Below are 22,687 nucleotides of genomic sequence, written 5' to 3'. Positions count from 1 at the left end.
TCATTTCTTATTTGATGAGTGTCATTCTTTTCACGTCAGTAAACTGCCTGCCGTCGGCTCCTGTTACTTCAATTTTGTAGAAGTAGATTCCACTGGAAACATTAATTGCGTTCCACTCCAGCTGATAGGTGCCGGCCGTTTGAACTTGATTATTCACCAGTACTGCAACTTCCTGCCCAATCGTATTAAATACCCGAACGGATACCTGCCCTTCTGCCGGTATTTGATATTGAATATTGGTGGTAGGATTAAATGGATTGGGGTAATTCTGCTGCAGCGTAAACGATTCCGGCAATAAATTTTCTGTCTGATCCGATAAGTCCTCTCCCGCACTTTCTGACACATCCACTTCATTTATTTTCAGGTTTGAAATCTGAATGTCTCTCAACTGAATCTGTTCTTCATCCAAGCGATTAAACCTTAAATGTATCAGATCTCCCTGCTCTTTGATGGCTTCAAGGCCGGCAATAGCCACTTTCAAATTTCCACGGTCTGAATTGTTAATCGTATTCCAGTTTGCAGTCTCCGCGGTTTTCAATATTTCCACATCCGATACGGTTTGTTCCGGATAATTCAGCTCAATTTCTCCGGCATAAACATCCATATTCCCTTTCGTTTTAATGATCATGTCGAAGTATGAATCCGCAACAATCGTCTCAATTTCATATATCTCTTCAGATTCAATCTCAGGTAGCTTGCCGGCACCCGGGAATCCGGTTATCAACCCAACTACATATTGAAGAACATAGGAGGCGTCCATGGCACTGACAGAACCATCACCCGATACATCAGCAGCAGCAATTTGGGAAGCCTCTAAAGTCATTAGTTCAACCACATACTGAAGTATTAGTGAGCCATCAAATGCGGATATGGATCCATCTTCACTGACATCCCCAAGCAAAACTCCGGTCCGGTCCGTCAAAAATGGACGATAGGTAACTTCATATGATCCGCTAATTTCGATTCGATCACCTTGTCCGTCCAGATTTAAATCAGATCCCTGATCTACAAATGGTCCTGTTAAATCACCCCAATAATTATCTATCGCGGTAACATCTCTTCGCACGTATAATCCGGCGTCAGTATTGTCATATATATTATTCAGGTGAATATTCGGATCATCAGAGTCTGAATTAACGTAAATCCCATAACCATTTGAGTGGATTTCTGAATTACGGATAGTTGGTTTTGCACCATCCAGAGTATATACCCCACGATCTGCATTTGATGAAAAGCTCGAATCAACTACAGCTTCTGTATTCCTCATGTAAAGATTATACCGACCGTACCGAATAATGGCATGCTTCACCAGTGAACTGCTCGATCCGGAATTTCGAAATTCCATATAATTCCAGTCACTCCTATCCGGTAGTGTGGTATTGTCATCTTTATTGGTATCGCCGGCAAATGAATCATCCTTTAAGGAGGTAAATACGATTTTATCATCTACACCACCTTCAACCAAAAATTCTCCCTGAATCAGAAAAGAGTCATTCGTTGAATTGTGTCCCATTTTAAAAACAGTTCCCGGAGCAACTTCTACACTATTTGATGAATTGATATAGGTTGTACCGACAATTGGGATGTAAACTCCATTTTCAAAAGATTCCGGCCATGTATACCCCAGTTTACCCTTTAAGCTCAAATTGTTGGAGGAATAGAGTGCAATTGCATCCTGGTAAACATGCTCCCCGATGATATTTCCCTCGAAGAGTGTCCCATTTTCATTCGCGCTTCCCTCTCTAGACAGTTCTCCCATCAGCCCAATTGGAAAGACGTTGTTTTCAAATGTGTTGTCCGAAATTATCGCCCGGGTTACCAAAGCTCCCGTACCGGAAGTATGACCGGATACCGTGTTACCCGAGATGGTCAGCGAAGTATCTGTCTCTACTGAGACTAAGCGGGTATTAATTCCGTCAGTCGCATTATCTGTAATAGTATTAGACTGAATTGTAGACGGAAGTGATGAGGCCTCCATTCGAATCCCGATAGAGTTCCCGCTAATGGTGCTGTTGGATACCTCCGTAAAAGCGGCACCGTCATTTATACTTCGGGCAAACAGTCCCGCATAATTGGTATTGCTGCCTCCGTTGCCGGTGATCTCCGCATTACGTACGATAGCGCGGGCTACAAATCCATTCCCGCTGTTACCATCCTCCAGTTCAACACCACTTCTGCTGTTGTTCGTCGATCGCAATCTCTCCAGGGTAATTGCACCCTCCCGCACTTCAAATCCATTTTCTGAGGATTGATCCACCCAGATATCTTCAAATGTGTTTTGATACACTACCCCCGATGGATTGCTAAACACATCCCCAACGGTGATCCCGGTTCGGGCATACCGGAAATAGACGTGGCTCATCACCGATTCGGCCGTACCTGATCGGTGCAGCTGAACACCCGCCCAGTCTCCGCGGGATGGGGAGGAGCTGTCATCCACACGGCTTACATCCCCACCGTATGTATGATCATTGACCGATGTAAAGACAATTGGATTCACCTCATCGCCGTTGGCAATCAACTGCCCTTCAAAACGAAGTTCATTGAATTCGTTGACCAGCTCAGGCGATGTTTTGATCGTCACGCCCGGTTCAATGGTCAGCACATCAGAACTGCTGTTGGCCGTGCCCGAGGAGGCTAAAACGTAGGTTGGATTGGAAAAGGCAACCGGCACCGTAGCGCTCAGCGTTCCATTCAGGTTATCCGCATACAGGGCAATTGCACCGGGATAGATATTGTCGGTAAACGTATTACCGTCCACATCACTCTCATCGGTGTAGATATGACCCAGCTCCTTCCAGGCCCCGATTCCAAACCGGTTCCCCTCAAAATGGTTAACGATAAACCGCGCCTGGGTACTCAGTATCCCCGACTGTCCATTGCCCAATATCTGATTTCCTATATAAGCAAGATCCGTTCTTGTAAGTCGTGAATTAATCAATATTCCATGGGAGGAACTGTTTTCAATATTATTACCCAGTATGGAGACCGGCAATGACGGTCTTTCCATCTGAATCCCGATAGAGTTCCCGCTAATGATACTGTTGGAAACCTCCGTAAAAGCGGCACCGTCATTTATGCTTCGGGCATACAGTCCTGCATAATTGGTATTGCTGCCTCCGTTGCCGGTAATCTCCGCATTACGTATGATAGCGCGGGCTACAAATCCATTCCCGCTGTTTGCATCTTCAAGTTCCACACCGCTCCTGCTGTTGTTTGTCGAGCGTAACCTCTCCAGGATAATCGCCCCCTCCCGTACTTCAAATCCATTTTCTGAGGATTGATCCACCCAGATATCTTCAAATGTGTTTTGATACTCTACCCCCGATGGATTGCTAAACACATCCCCAACGGTGATCCCGGTTCGGGCATACCGGAAATAGACGTGGCTCATCACCGATTCGGCCGTACCTGATCGGTGCAGCTGAACACCCGCCCAGTCTCCGCGGGATGGGGAGGAGCTGTCATCCACACGGCTTACATCCCCGCCGTATGTATGATCATTGACCGATGTAAAGACAATTGGATTCACCTCATCCCCATTGGCAATCAACTGCCCTTCAAATCGAAGTTCAGTAAATTCATTCACCAGCTCCGGTGAGGTCTTGATGGTCACACCCGGCTCAATGGTCAGCACATCAGAACTGCTGTTTGCCGTACCCGAGGAGGCTAAAACGTAGGTTGGATTGGAAAAGGCAACCGGCACCGTAGAGCTCAGCGTTCCGTTCAGGTTATCCGCATACAGGGCAATTGCACCGGGATAGATATTGTCGGTAAACGTATTACCGTCCACATCACTCTCATCGGTGTAGATATGACCCAGCTCCTTCCAGGCTCCTATACCAAAACGGTTCCCCTCAAAATGGTTATCGATAAACCGCGCCTGGGTACTCAGTATCCCCGACTGTCCATTATCCAATATCTGATTGTTTTGGAATACAATTTCTTCAGCCGTCATTCCGTGGCTAAGATTTATACCGTGACCCGAATTATTTTGAATCAAATTCCCATCAAACAGCTGCACACCGGTTTGTGAGTAATACAATAGCAAACCTGTTCCGCCATTACCGCTGATTTCTGAATTTAAAAGAGATGAAATTCTGGTTCCTTGCCTGCTCGAAATTCCGTCAATATGAATACCATGACTGTTGTTATCTGACGAAATAAACCCATCCAGTTCAACTGTTTTTTCAACATCGGAAGACCGTAAATACAAACCTACACCTCCACTGAGCGATGCTTCACCGCCTGTCATTGCTAACCCGGCTTCATAAAATAGGATACCATGATTAGAATTATCGATGGATCGGACATTCGTCCAGCCGGTTTGGTCTACATCAGAATAAATTCCATTTCTATAATTATTTGATACAATAACGTCGCTCAATGAAATTGGGGCATTTAAATTCAGTACCCCGGAACTGGACGTACTGCTGCTACCGCCATATCGTATAATTGTATGAGATATTTGGGAACCCGAATTATTGATGTTAATCTGATTCCAGTTATTTTGAGAAGGCACAGTTGAATCGCCATCACCATTTGAATCACCACCTGCCGCATCATCGCGGTCTGATGTAAAAAAGATGAGACTTTCCGTAGTTCCATCAGCCACAAGCTGTCCATCAACCGTCAGAGATCTCCCGGGTGCAAACTTGATTACAGCACCGGGTTCAATAGTCAAAGTAGCAGCACTGCCAACTGTTATATCGCTGGTTAAATGGTATACATTTCCGGTTCCCCAAACGGTATTTTCCACTACATTGGAGTTTACTTCTACTACAGGAAGATCGGTAGCACCGTATCTCCAAGGTGTATAGTCAACATTTCCCTCCGTAACGCGGTCTCCGTTTCCTGAAGGGTTCGAATCTGTTGTGGGACCCAATGAACTTCCCCAAAAGTTAAATTTCGCATCCAATACATTTGAGCTAAGGTTTTCAGCTCCATATTCAGTGTTACCGGAAATTGTATTATCCGTAATTTCCGGTTTGGTAGCACCCACCTCAATAATTCGGATGCCATACTCATTATTCACAATCTGGTTATTGGTAAGGGTTGGTGCACCGCCGTTATCAATCAAAATTCCGACCGGGTTTGAATCAATTTCAGAATCTGTAATCAAGGCGCTTGAATTGATTGGAACCCGAATACCTCCCACTGTATTATCTCGAATAGTGCTGTTTTGGATGGTATAGTTAAGACTCAGATCGGTGTAGACTCCATATCCATTATTATCGTAGAACTCGGAGTTATCCAGGGTTGGTGACGAAGCACGCAGATTTATTCCATGTACTGCACTATTTCTGAATATAGAATTGGAAATATTGACCCCGAACGCACCGGTTGTATAAAAAACCATACCCGTTCGATCGGTTCCCGCACCATATTCTACAACCACAAAGTCGAATAGTGAACCAGCATCACTATTATTTCTAAATTCAATGGATCCCCAGTCACCCGGAGCGGGTGTTGCTTCTGAAGACGTGAATGTAATCAGATTACCTTCCAGACCGGCGGCTGACAGGGCTCCATCCACATAAAGAGATGCACCGTTAGCCATTTCAACTGTAACACCGGGATCTATAGTAAGAGTCACACCCTCTGATACTTTAATTGTATTCTGAACAGAAACAGGTGAATCTGACACTGTCCATGTTGTGTTCTCAACGATATCTGAGTTTACAGTTATTTGCGCAACAGATTGAGGTGCATAAATATTAAACAGTAAAATTGCTAAAATAGTAAACGATGTTTTCATACCATCTTGTTTTATTCGATTTAGTTCATTCAAAATCCGATCTCTTTTACCCCGAGAATGGTCAAATGAAGTTTCTACAAACACTTCAGAGTTCCCCTTATAAATTCTTCATCACGGTTTGATATAGAATATGCCGGATTGCATTACATGGTCTTTTAGTAGATAAGCGTAAACGGTCCTGAAAACCTGTCAAAGAAATTCAGTTATATAATCAGGCAGATTGGATATGGTAAAATGTAATTTATCCGCCTTCTTTTAAGGGAGAAGCTGTGTTAATGAATTATACTCTGGTAAGCCTTTAAAAATGAATTAAACAGATGATGAGATTTTAAAAATTTTATTCTTCTTCGAGTCCCTTCAACTCCTGATACAACCACCCTCTGGCTTTCAGCCAGTCCCGGTGAACTGTACTTTCCGATATACCCAGCGCTTCGGCAATCTCTTCTACTTTCATTTCTCCGAAAAATCGCATCTCAACGACCTTTGTCAGACGAGGGTTTAGCTTTTCCAGCTTTTTCATAGCGTCGTCAATATCTATCAGCTCCTGAAGATCCTTGCCCTCAGATTCCACCAACCCGTCTACATAGGTAAACTTATCGTAGTCTTTCCCCCTTTTTACCGCATTCTTTTTCCGGGCATAGTCGATCAAAATTTGTCTCATACAACTGGAACAGATCGCCAAAAAATGGCTCCTGTTTTGGTAGTTCATCTCAGACTGACTGATCATCTTTAGGTAGGCTTCATGAACCAGTTCAGTCTTTGAATAGGTATGTCCATCTCCTTCTCGGTTTATCCTTTGATTTGCGATCCGCCGCAGTTGTTGATATACCAATGGATAAACTTTGTCGTGTACCTCTTCATCCTCATTTACTTTGTTAAGTAGCTGAGTAATATCTTCTTTATTCGCCATCTGAAATATTTTGCAAACACCTTTTTATATCAATTGTTGCCTATAATCGGGGTTTGTTCTCACTAAATCAAAAGTAATTTAATATAAGTTTGTCTTCTTATTGATTTATTATTTCTCTGGCTTCGTCATAACGTCCAGCTTTATGAAGTGCTTCAATTAAATGCTCTTTAAACACTTCATTACCACTTTCACCCCTAAACTGTATCTCCCACTGCTCTGCAAGATCAGGCAGATTGTCTTCCTGCTGATAGAGGTCAATTAAATTTCGATAAGCTGCCTTAGATTCAGGCCGTATAGTTCGCGCCCTCTCAAAAGAAAGTGCAGCTGCACGAATATTGCCTTTCTTTTTATTAATTTGCCCCATCATCATGTGAGCCTCATAATACGAAGGGTTAATCTGTATTGCTTTTTCAGCATAATCAGTAGCCAGAGACAGCTCTTCTGAACTACTAAAAATGTCGGCAAGAAAATAGTTTAGTGTAGCAGAGTTATCAAAATTCTCCGCTAAAATAATCAGGTCCTCCTCCAGTTTTTTTCGGTCAAAGTTACTTATCAAAAACTGAATACTTTCACCGGCTATATCCTGAAAGTATTCATGCTCTTCCTCTTCACCATCTATATTCGCAAACATCCCTCCTTCATCAAGTTTCTGAATTGTTTCGCGACGTATTTTCACTAAATCAACAACTCCACTTTCAAGAGCACGTAAAGCGAACTCATAGGCTCGATCTTTATTAGATTCATATGTAATCTTTGCCAGTAAAAACCAAGCTAACGGATCATCAATACCACTCTCTATAACCTCTTCTAATATCTTTCCGGAACGTTCTCGATTTTCAATCTGAAAGTATGCTCGTCCTAGCTGAGTACCGGCAATTCTGATCAACTGTTCACTTTTAATCCGCTCATAAACTTCAATGCTTTCTTCCCATTTATTCTGCATCTGAAGAATATCACCAAGCTTTAACAGTATTTCTTGACGACTATCATATTCTGATTTTATGTTTTTAAGCTCTCTCTCAGCATCATCAAATCTGTTTTCTGCAAGGAAAGAATCTGCAATATCAAGATAGATGGGAAGTTTATCATCAGAGTTGTTCAATAAAGTTCGTAATATATCCCGTTGATCTGAATATTCTTCAAGTGTTTTATAAGTTGCTGATAGTTCCCGCAAAGCCTCATTGTCACCAGGGAATTTTTCAAGAAGCCACTGAAGTGCAGCTGCCTTTTCTTGTATGTACATTCTCTGCTCCTGTACATCTACAAGTTTCCAATAAACATCTTTGTCTTCCGGATACTGCTCTATCAATTCGGCTATTACAAGCTCTGCTTCACTTCCTTTTTGATTGGCAATTAAAATATCTGCGTAAGTAAATGCAGTCTGTTTATCCTGTGGATTTCTGTTATACAACTCGCGATACTCCTGGAGAAGACCACCCAGATTTTCAAGCTGATAATAGATATTTGCTTTCAATCTGATTAATTCCTGATCTTCAGAAATCTTCTTCTCTGCATCTTGAACTAAGTTTAAAGCCCGTTCCCACTCTTCAATCTCCATGTTTATATATATCCGATTTTTAAGAGCATCTGGATGGTCAGACTGCAAACGAAGAACGGTGTCTAAGGCTTCAATTGCACTATCATAATCTTCATTCTGGTACGCCAACGAACTTTTGTAAAGTTCTGTCTCAATCCACCTTTCTTTAATTCTGGATTCGGTAATACTCAATACTTGAGAAAATGTGAAATCTTCAAAATATCGATAGAGTCTTTTGAAGTGCTCTGAAGCTTTTTCCGGTTGATTTTGCATCAACAGGGCTTCACCTGCAATCCATAAGAATCCTCCTTCGTCATCAAATTGTTCAAATGCATCCAGTGAAGTTGTCTCAGCCAGGATCGGAAATTCCTCTTTAAGATATGAGATCGCTAAAAAAAGATGTGAATCTTTATGGTAAGGATTACTCTTTTTGGCTGATTCAAAAAAAGTAATTGCCTGATCAAAATTTTCGGCTTTATAGCTGTTAATTCCTTTTTCAAAATCTGAGAATTGAGCAACCCCCAAACACGGATAAAGCGCAGTAATAATGATTACCAAAAATTTCTTCATGAGCCGACTATATCAATTAAATCATTTAATTAATGCTAGTGAATTTATACAGGTATTAAGGCACAATCAATCGGACAGGTTCGCTTGGTCGGCTCTCATTTCCGGTTATATCCAGTGCAGTAACTCTGAACCAGATCGATTCGGTACCTGTGTCTGCTGTGAGACTCGTCTCTGAAATAAGATTCTCATGTATAGGTTCAAAGTTTCCAGTTGACCTATCGGCAACATAAACTTTATAACCCGCCAAATGTTCGGATGCTACAGGTTCCCAACGAACTTGAACACCATCCGATGTTTGTACGGCTCTCACATTCCTTACTCTTCGCGGTGGATTTGAACGTTTAACTAAAACAGATTCTGACTCTATAAGATCACTCTCATTTCCAGAGGTATCAACGGCAGAGATCGCATAAGTATACGTTTTACCAATTTCTATCTCCTCATCACGAAATGATCTTAAGTCGGATTCGAGCTCCTCAGTTAATTCATACTCCCGATTGTCGATTTTTCTGTAGAGATTATAGGAACCCACATCACGAGACAGGCTTCCTCCCCAAACTATATTTACTCTAACTCCATCTCTATTTTGTGCACTTACAACATTTGGCGGGTCGGGTGGAGTTACATTCGGTATTCGAACATCTACGAATGTTGTGTCACTGAAATTTCTGGAACTGTCGGCTGCTAAAACCCCAAATCGATATAAGGCACCCTCCTCATAATCACTTCCGGTATCTGTAAAACTGTTCTCTCTTAAATTGGGTGGTGCAATCTGGCTATAATTTGATGACGGAGATCGACCTTCCACTACTCTTCTGAACACAACGAAATTCCTGAAATCATCAGGTAATTCAGATGTACTCCAGTTTAGTAATATTTGATTTCCATCATTATTCAAATCAGCTGTTAAATTTAAAGGTGCAGAGGGTGCTGTGTTGTCAGGAACAATTCTTGTCACGGCAGTACTAAATTCACTTTCATTACCGGACTCATCAACAGCTGTAATTCGATATAAATAGAGGCTGCCCTGTGTTAAATTTCTGTCAAAATAGAACGGTTGGTTAATTGGTATTAGTTCTTGATTCAGGCGTTCAAACTCCCCGTCCGATTCAGTTCCTCTGTAAACGTAATAACCTGCTGCATCCAACTCTCGGCTAACTCTCCATTGAACTTGTACAGAATCCTGCATTAGAGATGTTCTCACGCCCTGAACCACAGATGGAGCAACATTGTCTTGAACTAAATATGTAACCGATTCACTCAATGGACCCGGTGCAGATGTAATGCTCACACTACCCACTCTAATTTCAATTTCAGATTCAATACTTTCTGTATTAAATGTGTAACTGAATGTATCCTGTTGGAGATTTCTGAGGATAATTCCTCTATTTACACGTTGATAATTATCTTCTGAAGGTTGATTGGTAAATACATTAAACCTGAATGCGACATCATCATCCATTACAGGAGTGTAATCCCATTCAACAGTTACCGATTTCCCTTCGTTAGTTACATTAAGAATCTCAGTATTTCCCAATACATGATCTTCTACTACAACTTGCTTTTGGTACGATTCACCGGTCGGTTCATCCCGTTGATTTAAAAATTCGATCAAATACTCTACCTGTTCGCCTTCAGGAGCCGTCTCGTCTATATATAATTTATTGACGGCCTGAGCCAGCTCGGGGTAGGTCATGCTTAGCCAAATTGCCTCGGTGGAGTTTCCTCTTGCCAGATTTAACATAGCCCCTTCAGATGTTACCTCTGCTAATCTTCTGATTTGATCATATTGATTACCCAAAACAACCTTCAACTGATCTCCATAAGCAACCCCTCGAACCGGATCTTCATTGATCTGTTTAAAGTCAGAATCTCCCGGATCTTTTCTGTAAAAGTTGTAGGCGAAATCTGTCCTTGGTGATTCCAACAAGTACAGATATACATTGCCATCACTTACAGCAATTCTAAATGGATCCTCGCTTTGAGCAACAAGTTCTTCAGTATGAAAAAGAAACGCTGTGATCAACAACGCCTGAATTATGTACAAGTATGAACAGCGCATAAGTGTAATTGAATGAAATTTCGATCTCATCTTTAAATTAATTTCCTATTAGTATGACATTTGCATAAATACCGGCTCCATGTAAATAATCTGAATTGGCTCAGTCGGAGTTTTAGTTTTGGTTTTCTCCATGCCATTTCCATTTCTGACTCTGAATATTACTTCTAAGTTATCAGCAGATAAACCATTTAACTGAAATGTTTTAGTACTGCTTACATTGCTAAATGATGGACTTATTATGTTAAGCATTGTCGTCCAATCTTTTATGGTTTGTGATCCACTCACAATTTTGTAATCAACATCAGTAATTCCACTTTCAGGATCTTCTGCACTATTTACTATTATTTCTATGTGATCGCCATAGTCAAGTGCAGACACTGTAATCTCAGGTTTGCTAGAATCATAGATTATAGGTCCCGATTCACCGGTATGGGATTTTTCACCCTGATTGTTTACAGCTTTAAATACTACTCTCAATGGCACACCTTCCGTTAGGTTACTCGTGTTTAGAGGAATAAAGGTGTTAGTGGTTGATGAACCTCCAAAACCACCAATTCCTGAATCGATTCCATCTGTACCTCGACTGCTTTTTGAGCTTGGTGAAGGTTGCTGATTTGATGATGGGTCATATTCTCCTCCCGCACCAGAAATAATCTGACCACTATTTTCATTAATAAATGTATACTCATAATAATCTAATCCGGATTCTCTGTCTATAGAACCTTTCGGCATTGAAACTCCTAAAATACCATTTTCTATTTTTGCAACTATTGATGGGGCAGTTGGCGAAGTTGGGTCCACAACCATTTCCGGGCCCAATTGAATAGGATCGCTTGTGTTCCCTGCATAATCTTCAGCCAAAACATAGAAATAATACTCTGTTTCAAAATCAAGTCTATCAGTTGAAATTGTATAACCGGAAGATGTACCCTCACTGAAGAACACCTCACCATCATTTTCAGCCATCTGATAAGTGTCGTGTTCCGAAACAACAATCTTATATCCATAGATGCCTGAACCGGAACTAGTAGACGAACCTGACCAGTTAATTGATATCACTGCATCCTCTTTTGGTGGGGTTTGTCTTGTAGTTGTACTTCCGTAAGACACTGTTGAATTAAAAGTGCCTGAATCTCCAAGTTTTACAACAGTTGGGTGATTAAACGCATTGCCCACACTGCCCGGTTGGGTTGGTGGTGTTTCATCATATTTAATGGGGCCAATGTAAGCTGGATCACTTTCTACACCACCACCATTAATTGCACGAACTGTAATGTAATATTCTTCACCTTCGAGCAGATTTAGATTATAGATCTCATAGTGCTGCTCATTAGATGCACTCCCGTTCACAGGGGTACCCAATTGTTGGGTCCAACCTACGAGAGTTGAGTCTCCCGGACTTGTACCAACCATGTATTTAAATGAAGCTATATCCAGTTCTTCATCAAATGAAGATGCTGTAAACTCAAGACTATTACTGTTGTTAGTCCAGTATCTCGCCATATCAACCGGTTCCATCATCATACCCTGTGGTGTGGGAATTCGTATGTAACTTACATACTCATCAGCCGGATATGGCACTTCAAGGGTCGGTGTTTCAGGTTTGCTGCCTTCCTGAGGTTGATGAAGTCCTCCCCCGTAAAAATCCGTACCTATATGATTCCAATTTCCAGTCATTATAGATGAACCAAAAGTAGTTACTGATGGATTAAGACTTCTTGTAAATGTTTCGCTTCTGGTTATAGACAAACCTGAAGGCCCTCTGGCTCTAACTCTGATAGTCATATCGCGACTATCTTCATCTTCGGAGCGTTTAAAAAGAAATCTGCTTAGATCAGTATCAGAACCTATAGATAAGAACTCTTCATTAAATACTAAGGATCCGCTATTATCAGATATGTAATAACTGTTCTCAGGATTGATGCCTGATGAATGGGTTACATTCCAATCTGCCATGACTTTGTTAACAAAACCATCACGCTCGTACGACATAGAAATGGAGCCTATATTTGGAACTTTAGATTGCTCTGCATTTTCAGATTTTAGCGTTTCATATTGAGAATTGTCATCTCCCACAAAAACATCTTCCCGCCATGTGATGTAATGTCTAAGTATAGATTCATAGGTAGCATGGATAGCATGTTTATTTCCGTAAAGGTCATCAATTCTATTGGTAAACTGTACATAACTCACTTTAAGCGGACTTAAAGCATTCTCATACATTCCATCAATTGCTTCAGCTTCCACTACTGCGTCATCCCTGAGTTGGGTATATCCAAGCATTGGAACGTCGTACCAAAACTCTTTCGCTCTTGTAACAAAAGAGTTCGCAAAATTTGCGTATTGGTCAGCATCAACCATATCCTCAAGTGCACCTTTTTCAGAATTGTAGGCACTGTTAAAGCCATCACTTTCAACTGAATTCATCTCAACCAAGGCACTTCTGACAGCTGCAATATGTGTTAAGTCAAAGAAGTTGGTACTAGTAAAGCTAGACCCCGGATTCAACAACTCTGTATCCTCAAAGTCAAATTGTATTCCCTCTCCATCCAACATAGATTCGGCCTGGCCTACAACAGCATCACTTAAATCTGTATCAGTGTCTAAAAAGAGATTTCTGCTATTAATCGCCCATCGATTCATATCCCAGTAAAGAGAGGCGAGATTCGCATAGAGTTTATCCATTTGCAATGTTACATCATGAAATTCTTTTGCAACTCTATTGAGTCCCAATTCATCAGAAAAAAGCACGTTTTCTAATGATGTAATGTTAGACTGAATACCTGTAATAGCATCTTCAAATTTCTGCTCCATCGCTTCAACTTCTACTTTGTAATCTTCAAGAGCTCCCCTGTTCTCAGAATCTTGAGAAGGTTCAATATCAAAAGATGGCGGTTGATCACCATTCCAAGTCGTTTGAAGGTTTTGAACAGGTGATTCCAGAATATCTTCCAATGAAGTCTCAGCATCTTCCTGATATTCAATAATAACTGCCTCTAGTTGTGATAGTTCAGCATTTACTTCATTTAAAGAAGTAGTAAGAATGTCTACAGTGTTATCCAGTTCTTGCTGAAGCATTTGAAGGTTATAATCACTTTTTTCAGGGATATCTTCAGCATCTATTATAGCCTGATATATCGAATCATAGACTGGAGGAACATCACCTGTTAAACTTTTTTCAACCATTCTCATTGCTGCATAGGTGAATTTACGTCTAAAGTCGTCACCCAATATTTTTTCACCGGCTTGTGCAAGCGCTTCTGTATCTCTGCTTCGATCTTGTACAACCGAACTAAGATCTTGCGCTGCATCAATCGCAGCAGTAATATTGTCGTTCATGTTTTCAGCATCCTCTTGTGCATCTCTCAACGCTCTTTCATAATCACTATTTGAGCCTCTTCCACCGTCAATTTTTCCATTTTCAATGGATACATTCAGATCATAAGTTGCTGAGCCGGCTCCCCATAGAACTTCTGCTTCCAGTTTACCATATGCATAGATAAGATAACCACTATCAACTATAAGCCCGCCCTTAAAGCTCACTGAACCTGATACTGTTCCGGCAAGTATAGATGCAGATGCATCAAATTCAACAAAAGCCCCAAACTGTTCCCCACGGACCCACCACAGTGACAAGTCTATATTAACAGATGCAGAGATAATGGAAACATCCAAAGTATGCCCTTTACTAATCTCCGCATAAAAACCATCATTACCGGCAATAAATGTTCCATCCAGTGTAATCACACTTAATACTTCAACATCGATGTTAGCTTCTACCCCCCAAATTGTTTCATCTTGATTTTTCAATATAGTTATTGAGAGATCAAAACTTGCATAGGCAATCGAGTTGTCTAAGCTGGCAGTTGCTTGTCCATCCAACTGAAAACTTGGATTCCATTGAACACTTAAATACATACCCACGTCAATAGTCGCTTCGCCATCAAATATCTGACCATCAAGATCCAATACAAGCCAACTATCAGTAATCAGTAATATAGCAGAACCTTCAATAGCATAAGTTCCTGCTTCACCGATTAGTCCTACACCGGCATAAGCAATAATTGCAAAGTCGTAACTGCCGCCTTCTATCTCCCATGGCGGACTGTCGGATGTAATCTCATGATCTGTTAATGACAAAACATGATCAAAGTCACTACTTTTAGCATTGTAGAAAAACCCGGCACCAAATGAGGTCATGGTTAGCGCTCCTGGAAAAACAGGGACGGTAACATCAGCCTTCACAAAAATTCCAAAACTAAACTCTCCTCCTATATTCCCCATTCTACCCATTGCGGCAAGTCCAATCGTATCGCCCTCGGGAGGTGTGAATTCCGCCGCACCGGCAACAAGCAGTTCAAACTCGCTACCCACTGTTTGATATTCAAGGGAAGCTGTTATGCTTGCCATATCACTTAGCTCAGCATTAAAGTCCTTTACACTGAAGAAAATATCTGAGCCTTGCCGGTAGTAAAGTATCTCTTTCACATTGCCACTAAAACCGGGCAGTGTCATACTGCCACCAAAGGTAAGATATTCGGAAACCTCAATATCCACACTTTCTATTTCAGGGTTTTCATCTGATGAACTGCCCGATTCCTGATCGAGTGTTATTGTGCCACCATCCGGCAAGTATTCAAACGATTCTATTGTTACCGAAACTGGGCCCATGTCTAGATCTGATTCGGAAAATGTTCCTAAATCAAACTCACCACCGGCATCAATCTCCATACCGTCGAATGCAATTGAACCTGAAACTCCTGCTAATTTTAGTTCTGCACCAACATTCATCTGCAGAACAAAAGATTCTTCGGTCTCCGCAGATACACCATCTACATTAAATGCAAACATCTCATTTTCAAATTCAAATGATGGGCTGTTTGTAATTCTCCATTCAAGACTTCCTCCATACTGATAGCGAATCCCCCAGTTTTCAGTATTTCCTGCCTGACCAAATTCAATGGTTTCTCCTCCCGCTTCCACACTTGCCATAGCATAGAAACCAAAATCCAATTCTTCGAGGCTGTTTAATTCAAATTCAGCATCATCCAGTGATATGGTTGCAAAACCCGGAATTTCTTTTGAAACACCTGAAAAGTTAATATCCGGTTGCTGAATATCTATCTCCCCCAATTGATTGATGCTTAATCCAACCGTTGAGTTTGTTTCAACCGGTTCTGGAAGTGTTAAATCGGCTAATGCAGTAAGTGTGGCTACATCTTCAACCATTCCAATCTCAAGGGTAGTAAGGATCAGATTATCTCCCAGTAAATTCTTCGGTCCGTCACCGATCAGATTAACACCTCCATCGCCAACTGAGAATGTACCGTCTGTACCAATTTTAAGGTCGTCTACATCAAATGTTCTCTCCAGAAACTCCAGTGATCCGCTCAAATCAGCGATAAGGTGCAGATCATCCGTTATTTCAATACCGAGTGACGCAATCGTTAAAATATCCTGCTGCCCAAACAGAGTAAGTTTTTGCCCAGAATAAGCTTCTGTATCCACCTCTTCTAAACTTACACCTCCGGTTCCCACACGTAAACCATTTATACCAATTTCAGTCTCCTCTCCAAGTATTTCAGGCAATTTTAATCGGCTATCGATAACTAACGCAAAATCCTCTTCAATCTGCTCAAACCCAACATCATCTAAAATTAATTCAGACATTCCAATTGGCAATTTCTGTGGAACCAGGTGAGCGGTATCCACTGAAAAATTCCAATCTGTATTTTCATATCCCGCAGCAAGATGCACCACAACCTGTTCATCCTCATCATTTCGGAAAAGTTGACTTCTTATATCTCCCGAAAATCTAAAATAGCGATCTGAACCGAATCCAAACTCTGCCCCTCGAACAGCGACTTCAAAATTGTCATCGGCAAACATTGACGAAGCAATAACTGTGTCAACATCTGCATCATATGTCTCGCTGTATTCACCCAAAGCTATATTAACATCTTCAAACCCATCTTTAGTCAATAACAGATCTTCAACAATCATCGCTATCTGTGATAGTTCACCGGGCAGATCTAACTGAACATCCGCAAAAAGTTTATGTTCACCTGACTGATTTCTATACTCAAGTTTTTGAACACCGATTGGAAGTGGCATATCTTCCTGAAGACTTAAAGGTGTGTCGGTAAGATCTGCAATAATACTGCCGCTAGTAACTTCTAAAGCTGAGTTTACAATCAAACTATCAAACGTTACCGATACTGAATACGACTCACCGAATTCCCCACTAAAGGATTCAATAACTAAATCAACCGGATCAGTTGTAAAAATTTTCAAGCCATCTTCTACATTTTCACTTTGTACCAGATTTTGTCCTTGATCATCTTTCAGTACAATATATGCGATATCTTTGTCCGGTAGCCCGAGAGTATCCGGCAGGGAAACTGCGCCGGCCAGGTTATCCGGATGAAATCCATCACTGTCGAACCATGCAAGCCGTTCTGGTTCATCTTCACCATCTTCCTGGTGCAAGAAATCTGCACGACCTTCACTAATTTGTGGATCTGGTGAGAAGAGAAATCGAGTATTGATAAAATCTACGCTAATGCCATCATATATCTCATCTCCAAAATAGAGAGCTGAACCGGCTTCTCCATTAACCAACAAACCATCATGGGATAACTCCATATTTCCCGGAATGGTCATGCGAACTCCATTATCAAACTCAGGTGCGGTGGCCGGATTTTTTACACTCCAGGTTCTTGGGCCAAAACCAACATCCAGTGCAAATGGACTGTCGAACTCTACTGAACCATCCGTTAGTTCAAATGTTGAAAGATCCAGTGTTAAGTTATTAAATGTAGCATCTATGGAAACATCATCCTCAAGGTTCAAACCACCATCAGCATTAATTACCAACCCGTTCGAGTTGAGTGTGGCTGAGTTTACATAGAACTTAAAAATGGAGTTGTTTCTAGGGAAATTCCATGGGAATTGGGAATCAATTTGTACACTGCCATCCACTATTCCACCATTGATCAAATCATATTTCAAAGATCCTGTAGCTTCAATTAAATCACCGTCTGTGTTTTCTAATTCTACAGTTACACCACCGTCTATTGTTGCCAGTTGTTCATCATCCTCATGTGAAAACTCAAGAAGTGTCTCTCCAAAATTGAGTTTCAATCCACCCAGGTCAATATCACCACATGGTTCAAAGTTTGATAGTTGACCTGAGAAATAACCGTCGCGGGTAACATCCAGCTGAACATTGGGCATTGCACAGGACTCATCGGCATCTGAAAAGAAATCAGGAAGAACAAAACCACCGTCTAACTGAATGGAGAATCCCTGGCCGTCATCCTCTGCAAAGAGTGATCCTCCAATTTCACTCAAATTGATACCGGCTCCTGAGCCTAAAGGCAAGAACAGTGGTACTTCATCAAATTCTAAGGGCAGAATATTTCCGTTGAAAATTCCCTCACTAAAATTCGCTCCCTGAACGGTCATATTCAGATTGGCAAGTTCAGGAATGGATTCCTGGAATCCGGGCATTGAAAACTCGAAATCGAGATCGGGCATGATATCGAGCAGATCTCCTGCAGTGAAATTGTTTACATCAATTGTATCCCGATCCATCCGTAAGGCTAGTGGTTCCAATTTAAATGCACCGAATTCGACTGATGGTAAACTCAAACCGGGAAAGCTGCCATCGTGAATGTCTTGTGAGGGAATAACAAACCCAAGATCTTTTCGGATTTCAACATTCTCTAAAGGAAATGGGATGGATTGACCGTTAATATCAAAACTTAGATTGAAATCGAGATCTGCATGGTAATCAAAACCTTGTTGCGGGTCGTATGATAGATTCAGTGTATTGATAGAGGGTATTTTCAGATCGAAAAAACCAAAGTTAAAATCGTACCCGTCAAAATCTTCTCCAAGAGAAAAATCTTTCAGATTTATACCAAATTCATCATACATCAGACTTACCTGAGATCGAACCACAGGATTACCATCAAAGTCAAGAATTTCGAACCCACCTACGATGTCCAAATTAAATTGAGAAGCAGCTATATTTTGCGGATTCCACTCAAATCCACCGCCAAGTGAATCAGCACTCAGAACGACATGGCCACCCGGTCCTTCAAGCGGAATAACCGTGTTCAAATCTGGCAGATCTACACCACCTCTAATAAAACCATCAGAATCAGCATAGAGCGTTATATCCTGTCCTTCCAGTTCTTGTTCAAAAAGATTAAGTGAACCTGACAAAAAGAGTGCATGCATTTCATCACCATCTGCATTTTCCCCATTTGAATATTGAATCTCTTTTATGTTAAATGGTAAATTTGGACGATTTGCAAGGTTACTGCCTTCCTGAACGGATGTGTAAACCGAACCGCTTACATACGTTCCGTTCGAAGGATTGATAATCAGATCATTTAGTTGGACTGCAACAGATGGCGGCACTGCTTCATCCCCTCTCTGAAGCAGTGGTAGAGTCAGCATTAACTCCTGATCTTCCAACGTCTCAATTAAGAATGTTCCATTGTCCTGCCGCTCTGTAGATATGATCAATTCTCCGGTATCCTCATCACGAATTTGCAAATAGGCTACATCGTTATTTGGAAGAGGTATTCTGTCCGGTAAAAACTCACTTGAGAAGAACGAAAGGTCAGGGAAAAATCCGCTGTTATTGGCGTATGCTACCCGTTGTTCATTCCAGTTAAAATTGACTTCTCCTGATTGAACACGAAACGGATTCAATTCTATGGCAAAATCATCACTGTATTCTACCTCCAGATCCCCAATATCAAGTCCATCGATATTTAGTGCCGCCGCCGCTGTACCGGCAGATCTTACACCTGATGAGTCGATTTGAACAGTACCCGCGAGGCCCATCATGACACCCGGGGAAATAGATGCTGTGGTATCATCCGTTGAGGCCTCAAACTGAAGGGCGTTATTTTCCAGATCAACACCCGCAGTTAGGTTAAAAGCCTCGTCAAAGATGATACGCCCACCTAATATTTCGTAAGTATCCCAATCAATTAACAGTTGGTCAAACGTAGTGCCAATTTCAGTTTCTCCGAGATCAAGTGTTTGACGTCCATTAATCATCATCCCCTCATTCGAAAGCGAGGCTTCATCAATCGTAAATGCCAATACCGGATCCTCTTTCGGAATTCCCCATTCAAATGGCCCGTCAATTTCAAAATTAATATCTGTAAACAAACCGGTTTTCAGATCCATGGTAAATGTACCATCTGCGCTATTCCCATCACCAAGGTCTAATGAAGCACCTCCGCTTAGTGCAATCTGTTGACCGTCTGAATCATTGTAATTAAACTCTATTTCAGCTTGATTGATATCGGCGGTATATGGGCCGATTTGCAGCGGACAATCGGGGTTTTGAATGGATACGTTACCATTAAGACCGGAATCAAGACTCACTGAAAGATCGTTTAGTTCAAAACTTGATTGTTCACTACATGCAAATGGTTCATCCACATTTAAGTCGGCGTCAAAAGTAATATCACTTCTAACACTAAAACCTTCAGATGCGCGCTTCATTACAACATCACCACCAATATTGTGGATATCCATACTGAATCCGGGGCCTAACTCCCAACTGCAGGAGGCAACATTATCCGCATTAATTGTACCCATAACAGCAAATTCTCCATCACCGTCTGAAGAGATAGAGGCATTTTCGACACCGAGAGTCGTTGAAGAGAAACAACCCGGAAGTTCGGCAGAAACCGGGAGTTCCAGTCCTGCATCTAAATTAAAGCTCCAGGGGCCTACTCCTTCACCATCCCAGTCGAACCAGGGAAAAGTGAATGGATCCAGTTCAAACCTTTCCAGTTGCAACTCAAAATCACCGAGCTCAAAAGTGTTGTTTACAGGAATATCATTTCCATCAAAAAGTGCATCCGGAAAAGTAATTCCCGAATTTGTTATTCTAACACCTTCAAGTGCCGGCAGGGCCAGAGTGGGATTGTTTGGAAAGGATAATTGCGAATCAAACCAAACTTCAAAATCGAGTTCATTCCCCTCTTCACTTAAGGAAAGTTGCTCCAACTCAATGTTGTTAACTGAAGCCTTTAAAAACCCAAGGTCCAGTTCAGGACGAGGTATTGTACAGTTAGGAGTAAATTGACCGGCACTGAATCCATCTTCAGATGAATATTGAATAAAAGTTGATCCTCCACAGTATTGATCGTCTTCCATTTTAAGATCAATATTTGAGCGCATTGCTAAATTGAAATCAAATTCATCACTATTCAGTGAGCCGATGATCTCCCCACTCACATCCTCTAAATTCAGAACAAGCAGATCCGATTGATCTACCATTGAGATATCCTTGTCAATAGTACAATCAAGTCTGATTCTGAAATTATCATCTAATAAGGGAAACTCCGGCGTCTCACAAAGCTCTTCACCTAAAAATCTTGCATTGGTTTTAGCACGCAATTGTGCTTCAGGATATGTTACAGTTAATGAAGTTAGTTCAACTGATAAAGGACCCTCTCCAAATTCTACTAAAGGTGTACCGTTGATACTTGCTTGACCACTCAATCCCATTCTATTCAGGGACATATCACCACTTGCCCTCATGTCTGAACCTGCAGGGGTTTTAACATTTAATTCAGCTCCGATACCACTTGCAAAATCCCATGTCACGACAGGAATTTCAACGTAGTCAGACAGTGGACCTGCTAATTCTTCAATTCCTTTAGATCGTGCAGAAATCTTCCCTCCCATTAAAATTGGTGTTTGAAGTGAAGCTGATTTCTGAATTTCTACTCGATCAAGTTCGGCTTGCATGGATACCGGACCCAAAGTAACGAAATCAAGGTTCAGCGTAGCCAAACCGCTTAGAATAAATGAATTGGGAGTCTCCTCGACGCGCATCCGTTCAAAATTATTGACGGTGGCAAAACCGGGCACCAAAGGAATCTCTTTCAGTTCATCTAATGATGCAATCACCTCATCACTTGCCCCTTTATCCCTATACGTGAACGTGTAAATCTCACTCTCTCCGTCGTTCTGAATCGGAAGTTGTCCGTTTGCGTCCTTTGCCGTTACCTGCCACGCGTAGGTTGCTCCCTCCTCCAAGGGCAGATACTGAAGTGTGTAAGGCAATGTAGTTTGACCGGTTAATGTTTCAAAAGCGTGCTCACGGTTACTGTTGATAGCCTGAAGCGGTGTCTGTCCTTTAAAAACCTCAACCAAGAGAAATTCATACTCAAAAAGGCCGCCCATTGAACTGGCGACCGGAGTCCAGGAAAACGTTGGAGTTTCTAACAATAAGTTTGCCCCATCCGGTACAGATACCAAAATGGGTGACGGTGGATAACGAACGGTAAATATGGAATTGCCCGGCATGGAATTAATACCTGACTGCTGCACATTGGGACGGGCAGTGATCTCAATGGAGTAGTTTCCTTCAGGGATTGAGCCCGACTGTACAACCTGATTTTGCAGTTCTTTATCCAGTTGATTGAGCACATCCTTTGGAGTAAACGGAAAGTCCACCTCTTCAAAAAAGTTGGAAAATACATAGCTGCCCGGTGTAAATGCCCTTGGCAAGGATTCAAACTCAATAATGGTTCGGTTATTTCGTCTCAGGGTGAATTCAAATACAAAATCGACAGGCTGACTGCTGAAGCTGGAGTAGTTGAAAATGACCTGGTATTGACCCGTTTTAAAATTCGTTTCAATGTTATCCGCAAACGGTGATGTCAATACAGGAGGTATACCTACAATGTTTACCTGTGTAGAACTTTGAGAATAGGAATGCTGAGTAAACAGCAGCAGCATGCCCGTCAAAACCACAAAAAGTTTTAAAAACTTTGTTATTCCCATCTGTAAATGACTTTTAAT

Annotated in this window: 5 protein-coding genes; all 5 read right to left on the bottom strand. The window is 41.5% G+C overall.

What is annotated here, in order from left to right; translation table 11 throughout:
* Positions 1-7: 7 nt before the first annotated feature.
* A complete protein-coding gene (locus CWD77_RS02140; RefSeq protein WP_133120155.1) occupies positions 8-5,758 on the bottom strand; it encodes a right-handed parallel beta-helix repeat-containing protein in 5,751 nt (1,916 codons plus the stop codon).
* Between the two features lie 337 nt (positions 5,759-6,095).
* Entirely contained in the window at positions 6,096-6,668 is a 573-nt protein-coding gene (locus CWD77_RS02135) for an ECF-type sigma factor (RefSeq protein ID WP_101071580.1), read from the bottom strand.
* Between the two features lie 97 nt (positions 6,669-6,765).
* Positions 6,766-8,775 (bottom strand): tetratricopeptide repeat protein, encoded by a 2,010-nt coding sequence (locus tag CWD77_RS02130; RefSeq protein ID WP_101071579.1) that lies wholly within the window; start codon positions 8,773-8,775, stop codon positions 6,766-6,768.
* 55 nt (positions 8,776-8,830) lie between these two features.
* On the bottom strand, positions 8,831-10,867 hold the full coding sequence (locus CWD77_RS02125; RefSeq protein ID WP_133120154.1) for a fibronectin type III domain-containing protein: 2,037 nt from the start codon (positions 10,865-10,867) through the stop codon (positions 8,831-8,833).
* A gap of 18 nt (positions 10,868-10,885) precedes the next feature.
* Positions 10,886-22,669, bottom strand: a complete 11,784-nt coding sequence (locus CWD77_RS02120) for a prefoldin domain-containing protein (RefSeq protein WP_101071577.1) — start codon at positions 22,667-22,669, stop codon at positions 10,886-10,888.
* Positions 22,670-22,687: the final 18 nt, after the last annotated feature.

It is taken from the genome of Rhodohalobacter barkolensis (assembly GCF_002834295.1).
Classification (GTDB): Bacteria; Bacteroidota; Rhodothermia; order Balneolales; family Balneolaceae; genus Rhodohalobacter; species Rhodohalobacter barkolensis.
The sequence above is the reverse complement of the archived record's forward strand: the minus strand, read 5'-3'. Positions and strand labels throughout refer to the sequence as shown.